Raw genomic sequence first — 17,835 nt, forward strand, 5'->3', positions numbered from 1 at the left:
CCGGGCCGTGCCGCGGCCCGAATCCCTCCCCCCAGACTTTTCAGACAATTTTCGGTCGGGCATGGCTCAGTCACTGCCCGGCTGCTACCTTTTATGAAACCAACGTCGTATGGAAGTTCGTTCCGCCGTTCACGACAATGATTGTCATCAGCGGAAAGATCCCGTTTCGATTCATTTGCCGGCTTTTTACGACCAATGGACAACAGGAACGATTGTCAAAAAGTGTTGATCTGAACAAAACAAGCACGCACCATTGGGGGAACATGCCGTTAAAATCGGCGATCCTGTAAAAAGACATCAAGGCAGACAGAACCATGTCGACAATTCTCGTGCTCCACGGACCCAACCTCAACATGCTCGGTACCCGCGAGCCGGAGGTCTATGGTTACGAGACACTGGCAGACATCGACGACCGGTTGCGCTCACTGGCAGCAGAGCATGGGCATCATCTGCTGCACCTGCAATCAAATGCCGAATACGAACTGATTGAGCGGGTTCACGAGGCGCGGGCGGAAGGCGTGGACTTCATCATCATCAACCCCGCCGCCTTCACCCATACCAGCGTAGCCCTGCGCGACGCCATGCTGGCCTCGGGAATTCCATTTATAGAAGTGCATCTTTCGAACGTGCATGCCCGGGAACCGTTCCGGCATCACTCCTATTTCTCGGATATCGCCGAAGGCGTTATCTGTGGGCTGGGTAGCCAGGGGTACGACCTCGCACTCCAGGCAGCCCTGAAACGCATTCACCGATAGACCTGACAAAACGGGACTGGACTGACTATGGATATTCGTAAAATCAAGAAACTGATTGAGCTGCTCGAGGAATCTGACGTCGAGGAGCTGGAGATTCACGAGGCCGACGATTCGGTACGCATCTCCCGCCGGCGTGAACCGGCTGCCGGCACCCAGTACGTGAGCCACTACCCTGCGCCAGCGCCTGCCCAGCAGCCAGCTCCGGCGCCGGCAGCGTCCGCTCCGGCTTCGGAAGAGTCCTCTGCGCCAGCGGCCCCGGCCGGACACAGCGTGAAGTCTCCCATGGTAGGCACTTTCTATCGCTCACCCTCGCCCACCGCCAAGGCGTTTGTGGAAGTTGGCCAGACCGTCAATGTGGGTGATGTCATCTGCATCGTGGAAGCCATGAAGATGATGAACCAGATTGAGGCCGACAAGAGCGGCACCATCCAGGACATCCTGGTCGAGAATGGCCAGCCGGTTGAGTTTGACCAGCCCCTGGTCGTCATTTCCTGAACGCGGTGATAGCTACTCATGGCCATGTTAGAAAAAGTTCTGATCGCAAACCGGGGTGAAATTGCCCTCCGGATTCTGCGCGCCTGCAAGGAGCTGGGCATCAAGACAGTGGCAGTGCATTCCCAGGTCGATCGCGACCTGATGCACGTACGGCTTGCCGACGAGTCTGTCTGTATTGGCCCGAACAGCGCGACCGACAGCTACCTGAACATCCCTACCATCATCAGCGCCGCCGAGGTAACCGATTCCGTGGGTATTCACCCCGGCTACGGCTTCCTTGCCGAGAACGCCGATTTTGCCGAACAGGTGGAAAAGAGCGGGTTCCGCTTCATCGGCCCCAAGGCCGAGACTATCCGGCTGATGGGCAACAAGGTGTCCGCCATCAACGCCATGATCAAGGCCGGCGTTCCGACCGTGCCGGGCTCCGATGGCCCGCTGGACGACGATGAAGAGCGGACCCTGAGGATTGCCAAGGAAATTGGCTACCCCGTCATGATCAAGGCGGCTTCCGGTGGCGGCGGCCGCGGGATGCAGGTGGTCCATTCTGAAGCGGCCCTGCTCAAGGGTGTCCAGATCACCCAGAGCGAGGCCAAAAATGCCTTCGGCGACCCGACGGTTTACCTCGAGAAGTTCCTGGAAGCCCCGCGTCACGTGGAAGTGCAGGTACTTGCCGACATGCATGGCAACTGCATTCACCTGGGCGATCGCGACTGCTCCATGCAGCGCCGGAACCAGAAGGTAATAGAGGAAGCACCGGCTCCGAACATCAATCCGGAATCCCGGGAACGCACCCTGAAAGCCTGTACCGATGCCTGTAAGGAAATCGGTTATGTGGGCGCCGGTACGTTCGAGTTCCTGTATCAGGACGGCGAGTTCTATTTCATCGAAATGAACACCCGTGTCCAGGTAGAACATCCGGTCTCCGAGATGGTCACCGGTGTTGATATCGTCCGCGAACAGCTCCGCATTGCCAGCGGCCTTCCGCTGCAATACACCCAGGACGACATCCGGATTTCCGGCCACGCCATGGAGTGCCGGATCAACGCCGAGGATCCGAAAACCTTTATCCCCAGCCCCGGCAAGGTTAAACACTTCCATGCCCCGGGCGGTAATGGTGTGCGGGTGGATTCTCACCTGTACAGCGGTTACACGGTTCCCCCCTACTACGATTCCCTGGTGGCCAAACTGATCACCTGGGGCGACGACAGGGACATTGCCCGGCGCCGGATGAAGAACGCGCTGGACGAACTGGTGGTCGAGGGCATCAAGACCAATCAACCACTGCATCGGAAACTGGTACGCGATGGTGGCTTTAAACAGGTAGACTTCACCATCCACTACCTTGAGAAACTGATGCGGGATTAATCATGCCCTGGATACAACTCCAGATCCCGGCTGATCCGGACAACGCGGATCAGCTGGAGGATCTGCTCATGGAGATGGGCTCTGACGCCGTCTCCATGGAAGATGCCGCCGACCAGCCCCTCTATGAGCCGGACCCCGGCACCACCCCTTTATGGAGCCAGACAACGGTGACCGGGCTGTTCGATTCCGGCCGGGATATCGAGCAGCTCTGCGCCGATATCCGGGATGCCTGGCACCAGCAAACCCAGCAGGCCCTTCCGGAAATCGACGTCACTCTGGTTGAGGACAAGGATTGGGAACGGGCCTGGATGGACGATTTCCAGCCCCTGAAATTCGGCGAGCGGCTCTGGATCGTCCCGAGCTGGCATGACGCACCTGACCCGGATGCGGCGAATCTGATGCTGGACCCCGGTCTGGCCTTCGGTACCGGCACCCATCCAACCACGGCCCTCTGCCTCGAATGGCTTGATGGCCAGGATCCCCATGGCAAGCAGGTGATCGATTACGGCTGTGGCTCCGGCATTCTCGGCCTTGCGGCCCTGCTCCTTGGCGCAGACCATGTGATTGGTGTCGATACCGACCCGCAGGCCCTCGAAGCCAGCCGGGAAAACGCCCGCCGCAACGGTGTCGAAGACAGCAAGCTGGACCTGTTCCTGCCAGACAACGAGCCCGAGACCAAAGCCGACATCATGCTTGCCAACATCCTGGCCCAGCCCCTGATCGGCCTTGCTCCCCATCTTGCCTCGCGGACCAGGCCCGGCGGCGATCTGGTGCTGTCCGGCATCCTGTCTAACCAGGCCCGGGAAGTAATGGCCGCCTATGAGCCATGGTTCGTCATGGACGAGCCCGAGCAGCGGGAAGAGTGGATACGCCTCACAGGACGGCGCCACGACAGATGACGAAACCGGTCTTAACGACTAAACTCCGAAACTCGTAGCCTAGTCGCTTTCAGGAAGAAGCATGACCCAGAGCAGCCTGCAGACACAGTGCCCGAATTGCCAGACCCGCTTCCGGGTAACCGAAGAACAGCTTGGCATTGCCAAGGGCAAAGTGCGCTGCGGGAACTGCATGAAGGTGTTCAATGCCATTGAGCACCAGGTTATCCCAGGCGGTGGCGAGAAACCACGAACCCCCGCCACCCCGGCACAACCCGCAGGTGCATCATCGCCTGCCGGCTCTACCTCCGGCTCCGGCGTCAGCGAGGAGGATTTTGTCTTCGCCGATAACCCGGAAGAAGATGCGGCGGAAGGGCCTTACGCCGGCACCAAGCTGACCTTCTCCGATGACGAGTTAAGCGATAGTTTCCGCAGCTTTGATGAGCGCGACGAAACAGATTACAAAGACGCTGACACCGACGGCCCCGATGAGCAAGTCGATGAGAGCTGGGCCGAAGCCATTCTTCAGGATGACGAGCCAGCATCCCGAAAACCTTCTGCCCCCCAGCGCCCCGAGCCTGCCCCCGAACCGGAACCTGAAGACACCTCTCCCGAACCGGAGCCGAGGCCAGCACCTCGCCCTGAGCTGAGCCTGGAGGAAGAACCGGTGTTTGAGCAGACCGGAACACCCTCCTCCGCGGCGACCGGGCCGGCCAAAGATTCTGATCCGTTCGATGACTTTGTGGACGAATCCGGTTTCGATTTTGATGAGCCGGAGCGACCGGCCGACGCGTTCCATGCCGACCCGCCCTTCCGGGATCTACGCCGGGAGCCGGTTGCTGTCGATTCCGGTGGAAGTGGCGTCCGCACGATCGTGTGGAGCGTGATTGTACTGGGTCTGATCGGTGTTCTGATCGCCCAGGTAACCTGGTTCCAGTTCGATCGACTGTCGGCCATCCCCGAGCTGCGCCCCTTCTATGAGAAAGGCTGTGAACTGGCCGGCTGCGAACTCAAACCGCTGATCAATGTGGAAGCCATCCAGAGCCGGAAACTGGTGGTGCGAACCGATCCGGATAATCGCTCGCAACTGGTGGTCGATGCCGTGATCATTAACCGGGCCGACTTCGAGCAACCCTTTCCCGCCATTGCCCTCACCTTTTCCAACCTGAATGGCGATGTGGTGGCACAGAGTCTGTTCACGCCTGAGGAGTACCTGGCCGGCGAAGGTCGGGAGCTGGACGCCATGCCCACGGATACTCCCGTTCGCATTGCCATCAACATTCGGGATCCGGGCCGTGACGCGGTGAATTACAACATCCTCTTCCGCCCCCACGCACCCTGATGCCGTAAGCAAGTATTCACTCGACAGCCATTCCCGACGGTCATCGTACAGAACAAAAGTCAACCAGAAAGGGCGAAAAATAATCAGTTTTTTCACCGCCCAGCCCCTTCAATCATTGTCCACCCGGCGGTATCATTACCGCCCTTCGGATGCTGGATCGGTTACTTATTGAACAACCGCTCAGCCCGACCTTTGCTTAACCCGCTGTGACACGGACTCAGATCATGCTGCCAACGGCAAAAATCGGGCCGTACACTTTGCCCAACCCCTTGATTGTTGCGCCCATGGCTGGCGTGACAGACCGCCCTTTCCGTCTTTTGTGCCGGAGGTTGGGCGCGGGTCTGGCGGTGTCGGAGATGGTCATAGCGGACAGCAAACTCTGGCATACGCGCAAATCACAGACCCGCCTGAACCATGAAGGCGAGCCTGAGCCCCGCTCGGTGCAGATTGCCGGCGGCGATCCGCAAATGCTGGCCGATGCCGCCCGTCAGAATGCGGAATTCGGCGCCCAGATCATCGACATTAATATGGGCTGCCCGGCCAAGAAGGTCTGTAACAAGGCCGCCGGTTCCGCCCTGATGAAAGATGAAGCCCTGGTTCGCGACATTCTGGAGTCGGTGGTTCAGGCGGTTGATGTCCCAGTCACCCTCAAGATGCGAACCGGATGGGACCGGGAAAACCGCAATGCACTGGTTATTGCCCGAATGGCGGAGGATGCCGGCATTCAGGCAGTGGCCATTCACGGTCGGACCCGTGCGGACAAATACGAGGGCAATGCCGAGTACGACACCATCGCCGATGTGAAATCCCGCATCAGCATTCCGGTGTTTGCCAACGGGGATGTTACATCGCCTGAGAAAGCCCGGGACGTCCTTCGCCATACCGGCGCCGACGGCCTGCTGATTGGCCGCGCTGCCCAGGGCAGCCCCTGGATTTTCCGGGAAATCCGGCATTTCCTGGAAACCGGTAGCCACATGGCCGCACCGGAGCTTGATGAGGTCGAGGAAATTCTGACCGAGCATCTCCAGGCGTTGCATGCTTTCTATGGTGAGACCATGGGCGTGCGTATTGCCAGAAAACACGTGGGCTGGTACCTGCAGTCCCACGATCCGGGTAAACAGTTCCGCAAACGCTTCAACGCGATCGACGATGCGCTGGAGCAGAGAGACACGATTCAACGGTATTTTGCAGGCTTACGAAATGGAGAGGTATTCGCAGCATGAGCGCTGAGACTTTGGCAAACGACAACCTGAGCACCCCGGCCAACGATGATATCCATCAGTTGCAGACGGTGAACAGCAGCGGCAACACCGTCACCCTGCGCGACAGCGTTGAGGTCGCCCTGAAAAACTACTTCGCCCAACTGGACGGCGCTCCGGTGACCGAGGTCTACCAGCTGGTGCTTTCCGAAGTGGAAGCCCCGCTGCTTGAACAGGTGATGAAATACACCCGCAACAACCAGACCAAGGCCTCCACCATGCTGGGCCTGAACCGCGGGACCCTGCGCAAAAAGCTGAAGCAGTACGGTCTGCTATAATCCAGACACCCTGATTTGAAGAGGGCCTCCCGGACACCATTCGCGAGGCCCTTATTCGTTCATCTCCAGCGAAGAAAGTGACCCATGGCAAACCAGGCTAACACCTCCGTCCGTCGCGCTTTGATCAGCGTGAGTGATAAAACCGGCATCGTCGATTTCGGCCGTGCCCTGACCGAACGCGGCGTTGAGCTGCTCTCCACCGGTGGCACTTACCGGCTCCTGAAAGAAAACAGCATCCCGGTAACCGAAGTCTCCGACTACACCGGCTTTCCCGAGATGATGGATGGCCGTGTAAAAACCCTGCACCCGAAGATTCATGGCGGGATTCTCGGGCGCCGGGGCACTGACGAAGCGGTGATGTCCGAGCATGGCATTAGCCCTATCGATATGGTTGTGGTCAATCTCTACCCCTTCGAGGAGACCGTTGCAAAGCCGGACTGTGATCTGGCGACCGCTATCGAGAACATTGATATCGGCGGTCCGACCATGGTTCGCGCTGCTGCCAAGAACCACAACGACGTCGCCATCGTGGTCAACGCCAGTGATTACAGCCGGGTCCTCAAGGAACTGGAGGCCAACGATGGCCAACTGACCTACAGCACCCGGTTCGATCTGGCCGTAAAAGCGTTTGAGCACACCGCTGGCTACGATGGCGCCATCGCCAACTATCTGGGCGGCCGCACGCCGGATAACGACAACGCTGATTTCCCCCGCACCTTCAACGCCCAGTACGTGAAGGTCCAGGACATGCGTTATGGCGAAAACCCGCATCAGCGCGCCGCATTCTACGCCGAGCGCAACCCCAAGGAAGCCTGCGTGGCCACGGCCAAACAGCTTCAGGGCAAGGAGCTCAGCTACAACAACGTGGCCGATACCGATGCCGCCCTGGAATGCGTGAAGCCTTTCGCGGATCCGGCCTGCGTGATCGTCAAACATGCCAATCCCTGTGGTGTGGCGATCGGCGCCGATATCCGTCAGGCCTACGACCTGGCGTTCGCCACGGACCCCACATCGGCTTTTGGTGGCATCATCGCCTTCAACCGTGAGCTGGATGCGGAAACTGCCAAAGCCATCATTGATCGCCAGTTTGTGGAAGTGATCATCGCGCCGACCGTTGCTCCGGAAGCAGTGGAACTGGTAGCCGCAAAGAAGAACGTGCGTCTGCTTGCGTGCGGCGAGTTTGACGGCGACCGTGCCCGTTCCATGGATTACAAGCGTGTAACCGGTGGTCTGCTCGTTCAGGACCGGGACCTGGGCATGGTGGCCATGGAGGACGTCAAGGTGGTCACTGAGCGCCAGCCCTCCGAGCAGGAACTCAACGACCTGTTGTTTGCCTGGGAAGTGGCTAAATACGTCAAATCCAACGCCATTGTCTATGCCAAGGCGGGTCGCACCATCGGCGTCGGCGCTGGCCAGATGAGCCGTGTTTACAGCGCGAAGATTGCCGGTATCAAGGCCGCCGACGAGGGCCTGGAAGTGAAAGGGTCGGTCATGGCGTCCGATGCCTTCTTCCCGTTCCGCGACGGCATTGACGCTGCTGCGGCGGCTGGTATCACCGCTGTCATCCAGCCTGGTGGCTCCATGCGCGATCAGGAAGTGATTGATGCGGCCAACGAACACGGCATCGCGATGGTCTTCACCGGCATGCGCCACTTCCGGCACTGAGGGGTTATCACCATGAATATTCTCGTTATTGGCTCCGGCGGCCGCGAACACGCCCTGGCCTGGAAAGCCGCGCAATCCCCCAAGGCAGACCGTGTTTTCGTGGCGCCCGGCAACGCCGGCACGGCACGGGAAACCGGCCTGGAAAATGTCGACATCGACGTGATGGACCTGGACGGTCTCGCCAACTTCGCCGCCACCAATCATGTCGGGCTTACCATCGTCGGCCCGGAGGCGCCGTTGGTTGCAGGCATCGTCGACAAATTTGAGCAGCGTGGCCTGAGGGTTTTCGGCCCGAGTGCCGGCGCTGCCCAGCTTGAGGGCTCCAAGGCTTTCACCAAGGATTTTCTGGCGCGCCACAAAATCCCGACAGCCGGCTACGGCAACTTCACTGATGTGGACGAAGCCCTGGCCTATGTTCGCCAGCAGGGCGCTCCAATCGTCGTCAAAGCCGATGGCCTGGCTGCCGGCAAAGGCGTGATCGTTGCGATGACCCTGGAAGAAGCCGAAGATGCCATCCGCGACATGCTGGCCGGGAACGCGTTTGGTGATGCCGGTAGCCGTGTCGTCATCGAAGAGTTTCTGGAAGGCGAAGAAGCCAGCTTTATCGTGATGGTGGATGGCGAGCACGTTCTGGCCATGGCCACCTCCCAGGATCACAAACGCGTGGGCGACGGCGACACCGGTCTCAATACCGGTGGCATGGGCGCCTACTCGCCGGCCCCGGTGGTGACCGCGGATGTTCATCAGCGCATCATGGATGAAGTGATCTATCCGACCGTGCGCGGCATGGCGGCCGAGGGCCATCCCTATAAGGGGTTCCTCTACGCCGGCCTGATGATTGACAACAGCGGCACCCCCAAGGTGATCGAGTTCAACTGCCGTTTTGGCGACCCGGAAACCCAGCCGATCATGCTGCGGATGAAGTCGGACCTTGTGGAACTCTGCGACGCGGCCATCGACGGCAAGCTCGACCAGTGCGATTCCGAATGGGATGACCGCGCCTCCGTCGGTATCGTGCTGGCAGCCGGGGGTTACCCGGGCAGCTATAACAAGGGCGACGCCATTTCCGGCCTGCCGGACACCGAGACCGAAGGCGAGAAAGTGTTTCACGCCGGCACCCGTCTCAACGGAGACCAGGTGGTTACCAACGGCGGTCGGGTGCTCTGCGCCACGGCTCTGGGCAATACCGTCACCGAAGCACAGAAGCGTGCGTATGAGCTGGCCTCCCGGATCCGGTGGGATGGCGTGTTTTATCGCAAGGACATCGGCCACCGCGCCATCGGCCGCGAGACCCACTGAGCCTGGCCGACCGATCCGATCCTATTCTCAATCCCCGGCCGACCGGGGATTTCTTCGCCTGACCTGACACCTGCCTGCGTCATAAGCACTGACTATTGACTTTATAGTTACGGAACCGTAAAGTTTCGACCGAACGTAATAGTAATAATTGTCACTTACATTTCGAAAAACAAATGGTAATGGAGATTAACCACATGTTTAAACCTTCCCGCTTATCACTGGCCGTGGCTGTCAGCCTTGCCCCGGGCGCCAGTTGGGCAGTCGGCGATGATCAGCCCCAGATGCTTGAACCCATGGAAATCATTGGCGATGCGTCCGCAGCCCAGACCTTGCCAGGGTCAGGCTACGTCGTTGGTGAGGCGCGGTTGAAAACCGAGGTTGAGACCGACATCAACCAGGTGCTGAAAACCGTCCCGGGCGTCTATGTGCGGGAAGAAGAAGGCCTGGGCCTGCGCCCCAATATCGGCATCCGCGGCGCCACGGCCGAGCGCAGCAGTAATATTACCCTGATGGAAGATGGCATTCTGATCGCACCGGCGCCCTACTCCAATCCGGCCGCCTATTATTTTCCGACACTGAAGCGCATGTCCTCGCTGGAAGTACTCAAGGGTGCCCCGCTGCTGCGCTATGGCCCACAAACCACCGGTGGTGTCATCAACCTGATTTCCACACCCATTCCCGATCAGCGGCAGGGCTATGTTGAGACAGTCACCAACGACCGCGGCTCCACCGACGTTCACGCAACCTATGGTGACACGGCCGGCGACTGGGGCTACCTGCTTGAGACCGTCCAGCGCTCCGCGAAAGGCTTCAAGGAGATTGACCGCAGCGGCCGCGATACCGGCTTTGATATCGAGGACTACGTCGGCAAGCTGCGCTGGCAGGGAGAGCGCCAGAGCGTGACCGCCAAGCTGCAATACTCCGAGGAAACCTCCAACTCCAGTTACCTCGGCCTGACCGATGCGGACTTCAGCCAGGATCCGAACCGGCGTTACGGGCTGTCCAGCATCGACCAGATGAACAACACCCACTCCGGCATCAGCCTGACTCACCAGTTCGAGTGGAGCGACACCGTGAGCAGCAGCACGACCCTCTACCGCAACGACTTCAAGCGGAACTGGTTCAAGCTCAGTGGCGGCGGAAACATCATCGACTCGGCAAACGGCGGCGACGCCAATGCCCAGGGTATTCTGGACGGCACAGTTGACGCCAGCGGCCTGGATTACAAAAACAACGCCAGGGACTACCTGTCCCAGGGCGTGCAGGTAAACTTTGATGTCGACATGGGCAGCCACCAGTTTGATTTCGGCGCCCGCGCCCACGAAGATGAAATGGATCGCTTCCAGCCGGTCGATGTTTATGACCAGGTCAACGGCTCTCTGGTGTTCCAGAACACTGTCGCCCCCACGGGCAGCAATAATCGCTTTGAGACCGGCGAAGCCCTGAGCTTCTGGGCCCTCGACACCTGGCAGGCGACGGACAAGCTCAGCGTTAACCTCGCCCTGCGCTACGAGGATGTACAGACCAGCCGCACCCAATACGCGGATCCCGGCCGCACAACCGTCGACAGCACCCGCGCCAATGACAGTGCTGAACTCCTGCCCGGCGCTTCCTTTACCTATGACCTGTCCCAAAGCTGGCAGGTTCTGGGTGGCGTGCACCGGGGTTTCTCCCCTCTCGGAGGTGGTGCCAAGGCAAACGAAGATCCGGAAACCAGCAAGAACTGGGAGGCCGGCCTCCGGTACTTTGGCAATGCGTTCTTCGCGGAAATGATCGGCTTCTACAGCGACTTCTCCAACAAGGCCGAAAACTGTTCCGTGGGCTCGCCGTGCAGCAATGGCGCCACCTCTGGCAGTTTTGTAACCGGCGAGGCTGAAATTTCCGGTGTTGAGTTCCAGCTCCAGACCGGCACCCGGGCAGGCGAGTTCTACCTTCCGGTCAGCCTTACCTACACCTTTACCCAGGCGGAAATCAGCAAGGACAATGCCGCTTCGGGCCTGAAAAAAGGCGAGCAGCTCAAGGACGTACCTGAAAACCAGATGAGCTTCCGGACAGGCATGGAACACCCGAGTGGCTGGGACAACTACCTTGTGGCCACCTACGTCGATGAGATGTGTGTCAGCGCGGGATGCAACAACACCGCCACGAAACTGGACGAGACCGAGTCCCTGTTCCTGGTCGATTTCATCAGCCGCTACGCACTGACCGCCAGTGCCGATGTCTTCCTGAAAGTGGACAACCTGTTCGATGAACAGCAAATTGTCTCACGTTGGCCCGATGGCGCCATGGCGAACCTGCCGCGCACCGCTTCACTGGGGTTAAGCGTTAATTTCTGACGAATGACCGGGTTGGCCTGGTTTCCGGGCGAACCCGCTGTGAATGGCCCACTGATGAGACCCGGCCCGTTGGCCGGGTCTTTTTTTATGCCGGGCAGGGGAAGCAATTCCCATTCTCCGGCCCGAGAGTAAGGTAGACTGCGGACACAAAGTTCCGACCACATCGCCCAAAGGAGTCCCTTCGATGCGCCGCCCGTCACCGGTATACCTGCTGATCATACTGGCCGCTTCCCTGCTGTTCAGTGCCTGCTCTCGTCAGGACATCTACCAGACCGCGATTGATTTTGAACGATCATCGGCGGGTCTGGAGGCGGCGAGCGTGGCAGTGGGCAACCTTGACATCGCCTATCTCAGGAACCAGGAAATGAGCGCAGGCGACACCATCGTCATGATCCATGGCTTCGGGGCCAACAAGGACAACTGGACCCGTCTGGCCGGCCACCTGACCGACGACTTCAATGTCTATGCGATCGATCTGCCGGGGCATGGTGACAGCAGCAAGCCCCTAGACATCGGCTACCGCCTGGAAGATCAGGCAGGCTACGTCGCAAAGATTCTGGAGGCACTGTCGGTCGAGGATGCCCACATCATGGGAAATTCCATGGGAGGTGCGATTACCGCACTCTATGCAGCCAACTATCCCGGCAAAGTGAAATCAGCGGTGCTGTTCGACCCCGCGGGCATTCTCGAGTATGAAAGCGAACTGGTGGATCTTGTGATGGAGGGGGACAACCCCCTGATCCCCAAAAAGCCCGGTGACTTCGAGCGGCTCATGGAGTTCGCTCTCGAGAAAGAGCCCTTTGTGCCCTGGCCGATCATGGGCGTGATGGAAGAGCGGGCCATCGCCAATCGAGACATCAACGAGGTCATTTTTGCGGCGATTCGTGATGCCGGTTTCGAGTCGGACTTCCGCAATGCCATCACCAGGATTCAGGCCCCGGTCCTGATCATCTGGGGCAAGGAAGACCGGGTGATCAACTACCGAAACGGCGAGGTGTTCGCAGCAGCAATCCCGAATGCCAGGCTGGAACTGATGGACGGTATCGGCCACGCACCGATGGTGGAGGCCCCGGCGGAATCCGCAGAACTGTTCCGGACCTTTATCGGGCAGCCGGTCGAGTGAGGCTCATTTGAGCAATAGTTTCCGCATTCCACCTTCAGCGACTACAAGGGCACCGCAAAACAGGGTAGCCTAACAACCATTGTGCTTTTGACGTCCGAACTGATATCCCATGCCTGAAGCGATCTGGATTACCTTTGCCTTCGGCCTTGGCCTGCTGGTCAAGCTTGTTGGCCTCCCCCCTCTTGTTGGCTACCTGGCTGCCGGCTTTGTGCTCAGTGGCATCGCCGAAGCCACCGGTGTGGTGATCGAGGAGACCGACGTTCTCCAGCACATTGCGCATCTTGGCGTACTCCTGTTGCTGTTTACCGTGGGGCTGAAGCTAAAGCTCCGATCCATCGTCAGTCCGGAAGTGATTGGCGGCAGCCTTCTGCACTTTGGCATCACCTGCGCGGTATTTACCCCCGGTGTCTACCTGTTGATGGACCTCGATTGGTCGACCGCGCTGATGCTGGCCATCGCCTTGTCATTCTCGAGCACGGTGCTGGCCGCCAAGGTTCTTGAATCCAAACGGGAACTGCGGGCGTTCCATGGCCGGGTCGCCATCGGCATCCTGATCATGCAGGATCTGATCGCCCTGGTTGTCATGAGCCTGGCCGCTGGTAAAACGCCCTCCGAATGGGCCCTGATTGTATTCGGACTTCCCCTGCTTCGCCCTCTGCTGTTCCGGTTGCTCGATGCCAGCGGCCACGACGAACTGCTGGTGCTCCTGGGACTGCTTCTGGCACTCGTTGTCGGCGGGCTTGGCTTTGAGGCCGTCGGCCTCAGCTCGGAGCTCGGCGCGCTGGTTTTCGGTGCCATGCTGGCCAATCACCCCCGGTCGCAGGAACTCTCCAAGTCGCTCTGGAGCGTCAAGGAAGTGTTCCTGGTGGGTTTCTTCCTACAGATTGGCATTGGCGGTCTGCCCGACGGGGATGCGCTCATTTTCGCAATCATTGCGGGGCTGGTGCTGCCACTGAAAGGCATCCTGTTCTTCTTCCTGCTGCTGGCCTTCCGTTTACGGGCCCGCAGCGGCTTCCTGAGCGCCCTGGCACTGACCAACTACAGCGAATTCGGCCTGATTGTGGCAAGCGTTGCCTTGCCGGAGTGGTTGGTCCCTCTGGCAATTTCGGTGTCGCTGTCGTTCCTGGTTTCTGCCCCGATCAACCGGTTTGCGCACGGCCTTTATGAACGTTACTCCCAGGATCTCAGCCGCTTTGAAGGCAGCAAACATCATCCCGATGAACAACCGATTTCCCTCGGGGATACCCGAGTCCTGATCATGGGCATGGGGCGGACAGGGACCGCAGCCTACGACTGGCTCTGCGAGGATCAGCCCAAACTGATGGGGCTGGATTCCGACCCTGCAAAAGCCAGTCAACACCAGAAAGAAGGCCGCAACGTGGTTTTTGCTGATGCCGAGGATGCGTCCTTCTGGAACGGGTTGCACATGCCTGCAGTGCAGTCGGTGATCCTGGCAATGGGTGACATAGAAGGCAAACTGATCGCCGCCCGAATGCTGCGCAAACTGGGTTTCAAGGGTTTTATCGTGGCCCACACCATGTATGAAGATGAGGCAAAACAGATCCGGGAAGCCGGGGCCGATGAAGCCTACCTGACCATGAGTGAAACCGGCGTGGCCCTTGCCAGTCATCTGATCGATAAAAAGCCCGCCAAACCATCCCTGGTTGTCGGCAAACCTGATTAACTGTATCGGCGATTACAGTCGACGTTCAGGGCTTTTCGAGCGCGCAGGTTCGAAAACCAGTGTATACGTCGTTCCGAAGCGGAAGATAGGCCTGCCGATAGGTACCCCGGATAAGGCAGGATGACGTTGCACAACTGCCCCCCTTGGTGACTTTGTGATCACCGAACTGCAGGGTGGACATGAAAGGGTACATATCCACTTTGAAACCGTCGTAGGGCAGGAACTGATCGCCGGTCCACTCCCAGACCGTGCCAGTCATCTGCCGGCAGCCGAACGGACTGTCACCCGCAGGAAAGTCGAACACCGGGCTCTGCGCCATGGCGCGCCCGTTGAGATCCGCCAGCTGTTCGGTCGGCGCCGAGTTGCCCCAGGGAAAGCGCCGGAAGGGCTCGCCCGGGCGATTGCCCAGAGCCGCGACTTCCCACTCGTATTCCGTCGGCAGCCGACGCCCCGCCCAACGGCACCAGGCCTCCGCCTCCCAGAATGTCACGTGAGTGACCGGTGCATCCGGATTGAGCGGCTGCCAGCGATCGAACACCCGCTCCTGCCACTGCTCATCATGCCAGCGCCAGTAAAGCGGGTGGCGGGGCGTCCGTATAAAAGGCTCGTCACTGCCGTGAACCAGGGCAACATCGGTTTCGGTCTGAAGCCATTTCCGCCCGCCAAAAGACCAGAGCTCTGGCCGCCGGTAGCCACCGTCTTCCACAAACTGCATAAACTCCCGGTTGCTGACCAGGCATTTTGAAATCGCGAACGATTCCAGCTTCACGGTAAACCATGGCTTTTCATTGTCGAAGGCAAAATCGTCACTGGCGTACTGCCCGGACTCACCCGGCATCCCGATCAGCCACTCTCCTGCCGGAACACAGGCGTCTCCCTGATGCGAGTCACCTGGCGCCGGTCGGTAAAAATCAGTACCCGGCGGAGCCGGGTAGCCGACGGTCTGACGGCACCAGATCATAGACTCGATGTGCATGTTCTGGTGGTAGATTGCGTAGCGGTAGAGGTAACGGGCCTGGTCGGTTAACGGTTGCTTCTCGATCCGCTCGGCCACTCGATCATAGATGAGATTGAAGTAGTCGAGGGTTTTCTGCCGCCCCGGAAACAACTCGCGGTTCCATCGATCCCGGTGTTCGATGTGGAACGAATCCCACAGGTCGTCCATGGCAGGATCATGGCTCGGTGTGCCATCCAGCAGGTTGAAGACGAAGACTTCGTAAAAGAAGGCCGCATGCCCCATTTCCCAGAGCGGTGGATTGACGCCCGGATGGTAGGGAACGTCCAGCGCGGTCTCGGGAAGAGAACACACGAGGGTCTCGGTTCGCTTCCTTGTCCATTCAAGCTGCTCCAGCAATTCCGACTTTGCCAGATCGATTTGCTCAATCACTGCCATCGTGCCAGTCACCCATCAAAACAGATGAGTAACAGCATAACAGAGAGTACAGACACCGGTTAAACGGCGTCACGCCCAGACCGCCAGAATGACTGGCACAGCTACCACGGTTACGAGGAGAGACAGCGGCAGCCCCAGCCGCCAGTAGTCCCCAAAGCGATAACCTCCGGGCTCCATAACCAGAGCATTGGATTGATGCCCTACCGGGGTCAGAAAGGCGCAGGAGGCGCCAACCGCCACCGCCATCAACATGGCATCGGCGGCAATGCCAAGCTGCCCGGAAAGACTCAAGGCAATCGGCGCAACCAGGATGGCCGCTGCCGCGTTGTTCACAACGTTCGACAGCAGCATTGTGCCCGTAAGGATAATGGTAACAACCACCCAGGCATCGCCTCCGGAGCCCAGCATCAGCATCCAGGACGCGATCAATTCTGCCCCACCGGTAGTCTCGAGGGCCTGCCCCACAGGAATCATGGCGGCCAGCAGAACGATAACGGGCCAGTCAATCGCCCGGTAGGCTTCCTGGTTGCTGAGAACCTTGCTGAGAACCATGACCACGGCGCAGGCGACCAGCGCGACCGGGGGAGATAACCAGCCAACCACAATCAACGCAATGGCGGCGATAAAAAGGCCGCCAGCCAGAAGGGAGTTGCGCTCCCTGCCAAACCGGAGACCCCGCTCGGCCAGGGGCAGGCAGCCGAGCCCCTGAAGCGTGACACTCAAGGTTTCCTCCTCGCCCTGGACCAGAAGGATGTCGCCAGCCTGAAAACGAATATCACCCAGACGTCGCTGCAACCGCTGACCCTGACGCGCAATCGCAACGATGTTGAGACCGTTCTGCTCGCGAAGATTGAGCCTGTTGGCGGTTTTTCCGATCAGCCCCGATTCCGGCGTGATGACCGCTTCGATCAAACGCACGTCGCCCTCAGACAGGGACTTTTCGCCCGGCTTTCCCGACTCTGGTTCTTCCTGATCGGACGCTTCTGAAGAGGCTTCCTCCACTCTCGCCAACTCGAGCCCGGTGCTGTCCAGAAAGTCCTGCAAGGCATCGGTATCCGCTTCCAGCAGGAGCAGATCATCGCCGCGCAGGACGGAGAACGTAGAGGGAGCCAGCGACCGCTTGTCATCCCGGATAAGCGCCAGAACCACGACGTCCTTCTCGGCATCGGCGCGCGTCAGAAGCCCATGAAGGGTTGCCCCAACGTGGGAGGAATCCTCCGGCACCCGAAGCTCGGTAACATAGTCGCCCACACTGAACAGCTTGCCACCGTCGTCGGGCTTACCCCGCCGCGGCGTCAGCCGCCACCCGACCAGCGTGATAAAGCCAATGCCTGCCAACGTAATGGCAAGGCCCACCGGTGCGAAGTCAAACATGCCGAACGAACCAGCTTCCCGATAACTGGCAATGATGATGTTCGGAGGCGTGCCAATCAGTGTCATGGTTCCCCCGAGCAGGGAACCAAATGCCAGGGGCATCAGCAGCAGCGAGGGCGACCGCCCGGCTTCCCTGGACATCCAGACCGCCACCGGCATCAACAGTGCGAGTGCACCAACGTTGTTGATAAACCCCGAGCAAAGGGCCACCACTGAAGTCAGCATCAGCACCTGCAGCGTCGGCCTGTGCCCGACCTTTCCAAGCAGCCTGGCCAGGCGGTCAACCACACCGCCGTTGACCAGCCCCTGGCTGATAACCAGAACCGCCGCCACCGTGACAACCGCAGGATGGCCAAAGCCGTCGAACAGTTGATCCACAGGCACGATCCCGGCAATCGAGACAGCAAGAAGCGCGATCAGGGCGACCAGATCGAACCGGATTCGGTTCCAAGCGAACAGCACCAGGGCGATACCCAGTATCGAAAAAACAATGGCCTGATCCGTGTTCAACACCTTCCCTCCGGTTGGCACCGAGCTTGTTTCTCTTCAGGTTACAGTATCGAACACATCACGAGCGATACACCAAATATCC

At 59.4% G+C, this 17,835-nt stretch carries 14 protein-coding genes; 12 read left to right on the forward strand and 2 right to left on the reverse strand.

Annotated features, from left to right (window positions below; translation table 11 throughout):
- Window positions 1-314 precede the first annotated feature (314 nt).
- From aroQ to AC5JQH_RS07365, 12 genes are all read left to right on the forward strand, one after another.
- Complete coding sequence (gene aroQ, locus AC5JQH_RS07310; protein WP_008170941.1) at window positions 315-755, forward strand: type II 3-dehydroquinate dehydratase; 441 nt, start codon at window positions 315-317, stop codon at window positions 753-755.
- 27 nt (window positions 756-782) lie between these two features.
- Window positions 783-1,250 (forward strand): acetyl-CoA carboxylase biotin carboxyl carrier protein, encoded by a 468-nt coding sequence (gene accB / locus AC5JQH_RS07315; protein ID WP_008170940.1) that lies wholly within the window; start codon window positions 783-785, stop codon window positions 1,248-1,250.
- 18 nt (window positions 1,251-1,268) lie between these two features.
- Window positions 1,269-2,615, forward strand: coding sequence for an acetyl-CoA carboxylase biotin carboxylase subunit (gene accC, locus AC5JQH_RS07320; RefSeq protein ID WP_014578428.1), 1,347 nt, complete (start codon window positions 1,269-1,271; stop codon window positions 2,613-2,615).
- A gap of 2 nt (window positions 2,616-2,617) precedes the next feature.
- Window positions 2,618-3,514 (forward strand): 50S ribosomal protein L11 methyltransferase, encoded by an 897-nt coding sequence (gene prmA, locus AC5JQH_RS07325; RefSeq protein ID WP_008170937.1) that lies wholly within the window; start codon window positions 2,618-2,620, stop codon window positions 3,512-3,514.
- Window positions 3,515-3,575: 61 nt separating this feature from the next.
- On the forward strand, window positions 3,576-4,832 hold the full coding sequence (locus AC5JQH_RS07330) for a DUF3426 domain-containing protein (protein WP_092030463.1): 1,257 nt from the start codon (window positions 3,576-3,578) through the stop codon (window positions 4,830-4,832).
- A gap of 224 nt (window positions 4,833-5,056) precedes the next feature.
- On the forward strand, window positions 5,057-6,055 hold the full coding sequence (dusB, locus tag AC5JQH_RS07335) for a tRNA dihydrouridine synthase DusB (protein ID WP_008170935.1): 999 nt from the start codon (window positions 5,057-5,059) through the stop codon (window positions 6,053-6,055).
- A complete protein-coding gene (gene fis / locus AC5JQH_RS07340; protein ID WP_008170934.1) occupies window positions 6,052-6,369 on the forward strand; it encodes a DNA-binding transcriptional regulator Fis in 318 nt (105 codons plus the stop codon). The genes dusB and fis overlap by 4 nt, the downstream gene beginning before the upstream one ends.
- Window positions 6,370-6,453: 84 nt before the next feature.
- Window positions 6,454-8,034: a bifunctional phosphoribosylaminoimidazolecarboxamide formyltransferase/IMP cyclohydrolase gene (purH, locus tag AC5JQH_RS07345; protein WP_288366954.1), complete on the forward strand. Its 1,581-nt coding sequence runs from the start codon at window positions 6,454-6,456 to the stop codon at window positions 8,032-8,034.
- 12 nt (window positions 8,035-8,046) lie between these two features.
- On the forward strand, window positions 8,047-9,333 hold the full coding sequence (purD, locus tag AC5JQH_RS07350; protein WP_008170931.1) for a phosphoribosylamine--glycine ligase: 1,287 nt from the start codon (window positions 8,047-8,049) through the stop codon (window positions 9,331-9,333).
- Between the two features lie 194 nt (window positions 9,334-9,527).
- On the forward strand, window positions 9,528-11,669 hold the full coding sequence (locus AC5JQH_RS07355; protein WP_493805433.1) for a TonB-dependent receptor family protein: 2,142 nt from the start codon (window positions 9,528-9,530) through the stop codon (window positions 11,667-11,669).
- A 184-nt stretch (window positions 11,670-11,853) separates the two neighbouring features.
- Window positions 11,854-12,792: an alpha/beta fold hydrolase gene (locus AC5JQH_RS07360; RefSeq protein ID WP_008170928.1), complete on the forward strand. Its 939-nt coding sequence runs from the start codon at window positions 11,854-11,856 to the stop codon at window positions 12,790-12,792.
- A 109-nt stretch (window positions 12,793-12,901) separates the two neighbouring features.
- Window positions 12,902-14,476: a cation:proton antiporter family protein gene (locus AC5JQH_RS07365; protein WP_008170927.1), complete on the forward strand. Its 1,575-nt coding sequence runs from the start codon at window positions 12,902-12,904 to the stop codon at window positions 14,474-14,476.
- A 25-nt stretch (window positions 14,477-14,501) separates the two neighbouring features.
- On the opposite strand, the gene senA is transcribed toward AC5JQH_RS07365, so the two are convergent.
- Both senA and AC5JQH_RS07375 read right to left on the reverse strand, forming a co-directional pair.
- Window positions 14,502-15,869, reverse strand: coding sequence for a selenoneine synthase SenA (gene senA / locus AC5JQH_RS07370; RefSeq protein WP_008170926.1), 1,368 nt, complete (start codon window positions 15,867-15,869; stop codon window positions 14,502-14,504).
- Window positions 15,870-15,938: 69 nt separating this feature from the next.
- A complete protein-coding gene (locus tag AC5JQH_RS07375; RefSeq protein ID WP_493805973.1) occupies window positions 15,939-17,753 on the reverse strand; it encodes an SLC13 family permease in 1,815 nt (604 codons plus the stop codon).
- Window positions 17,754-17,835: the final 82 nt, after the last annotated feature.

This window comes from Marinobacter sp. H13 (assembly GCF_059072335.1).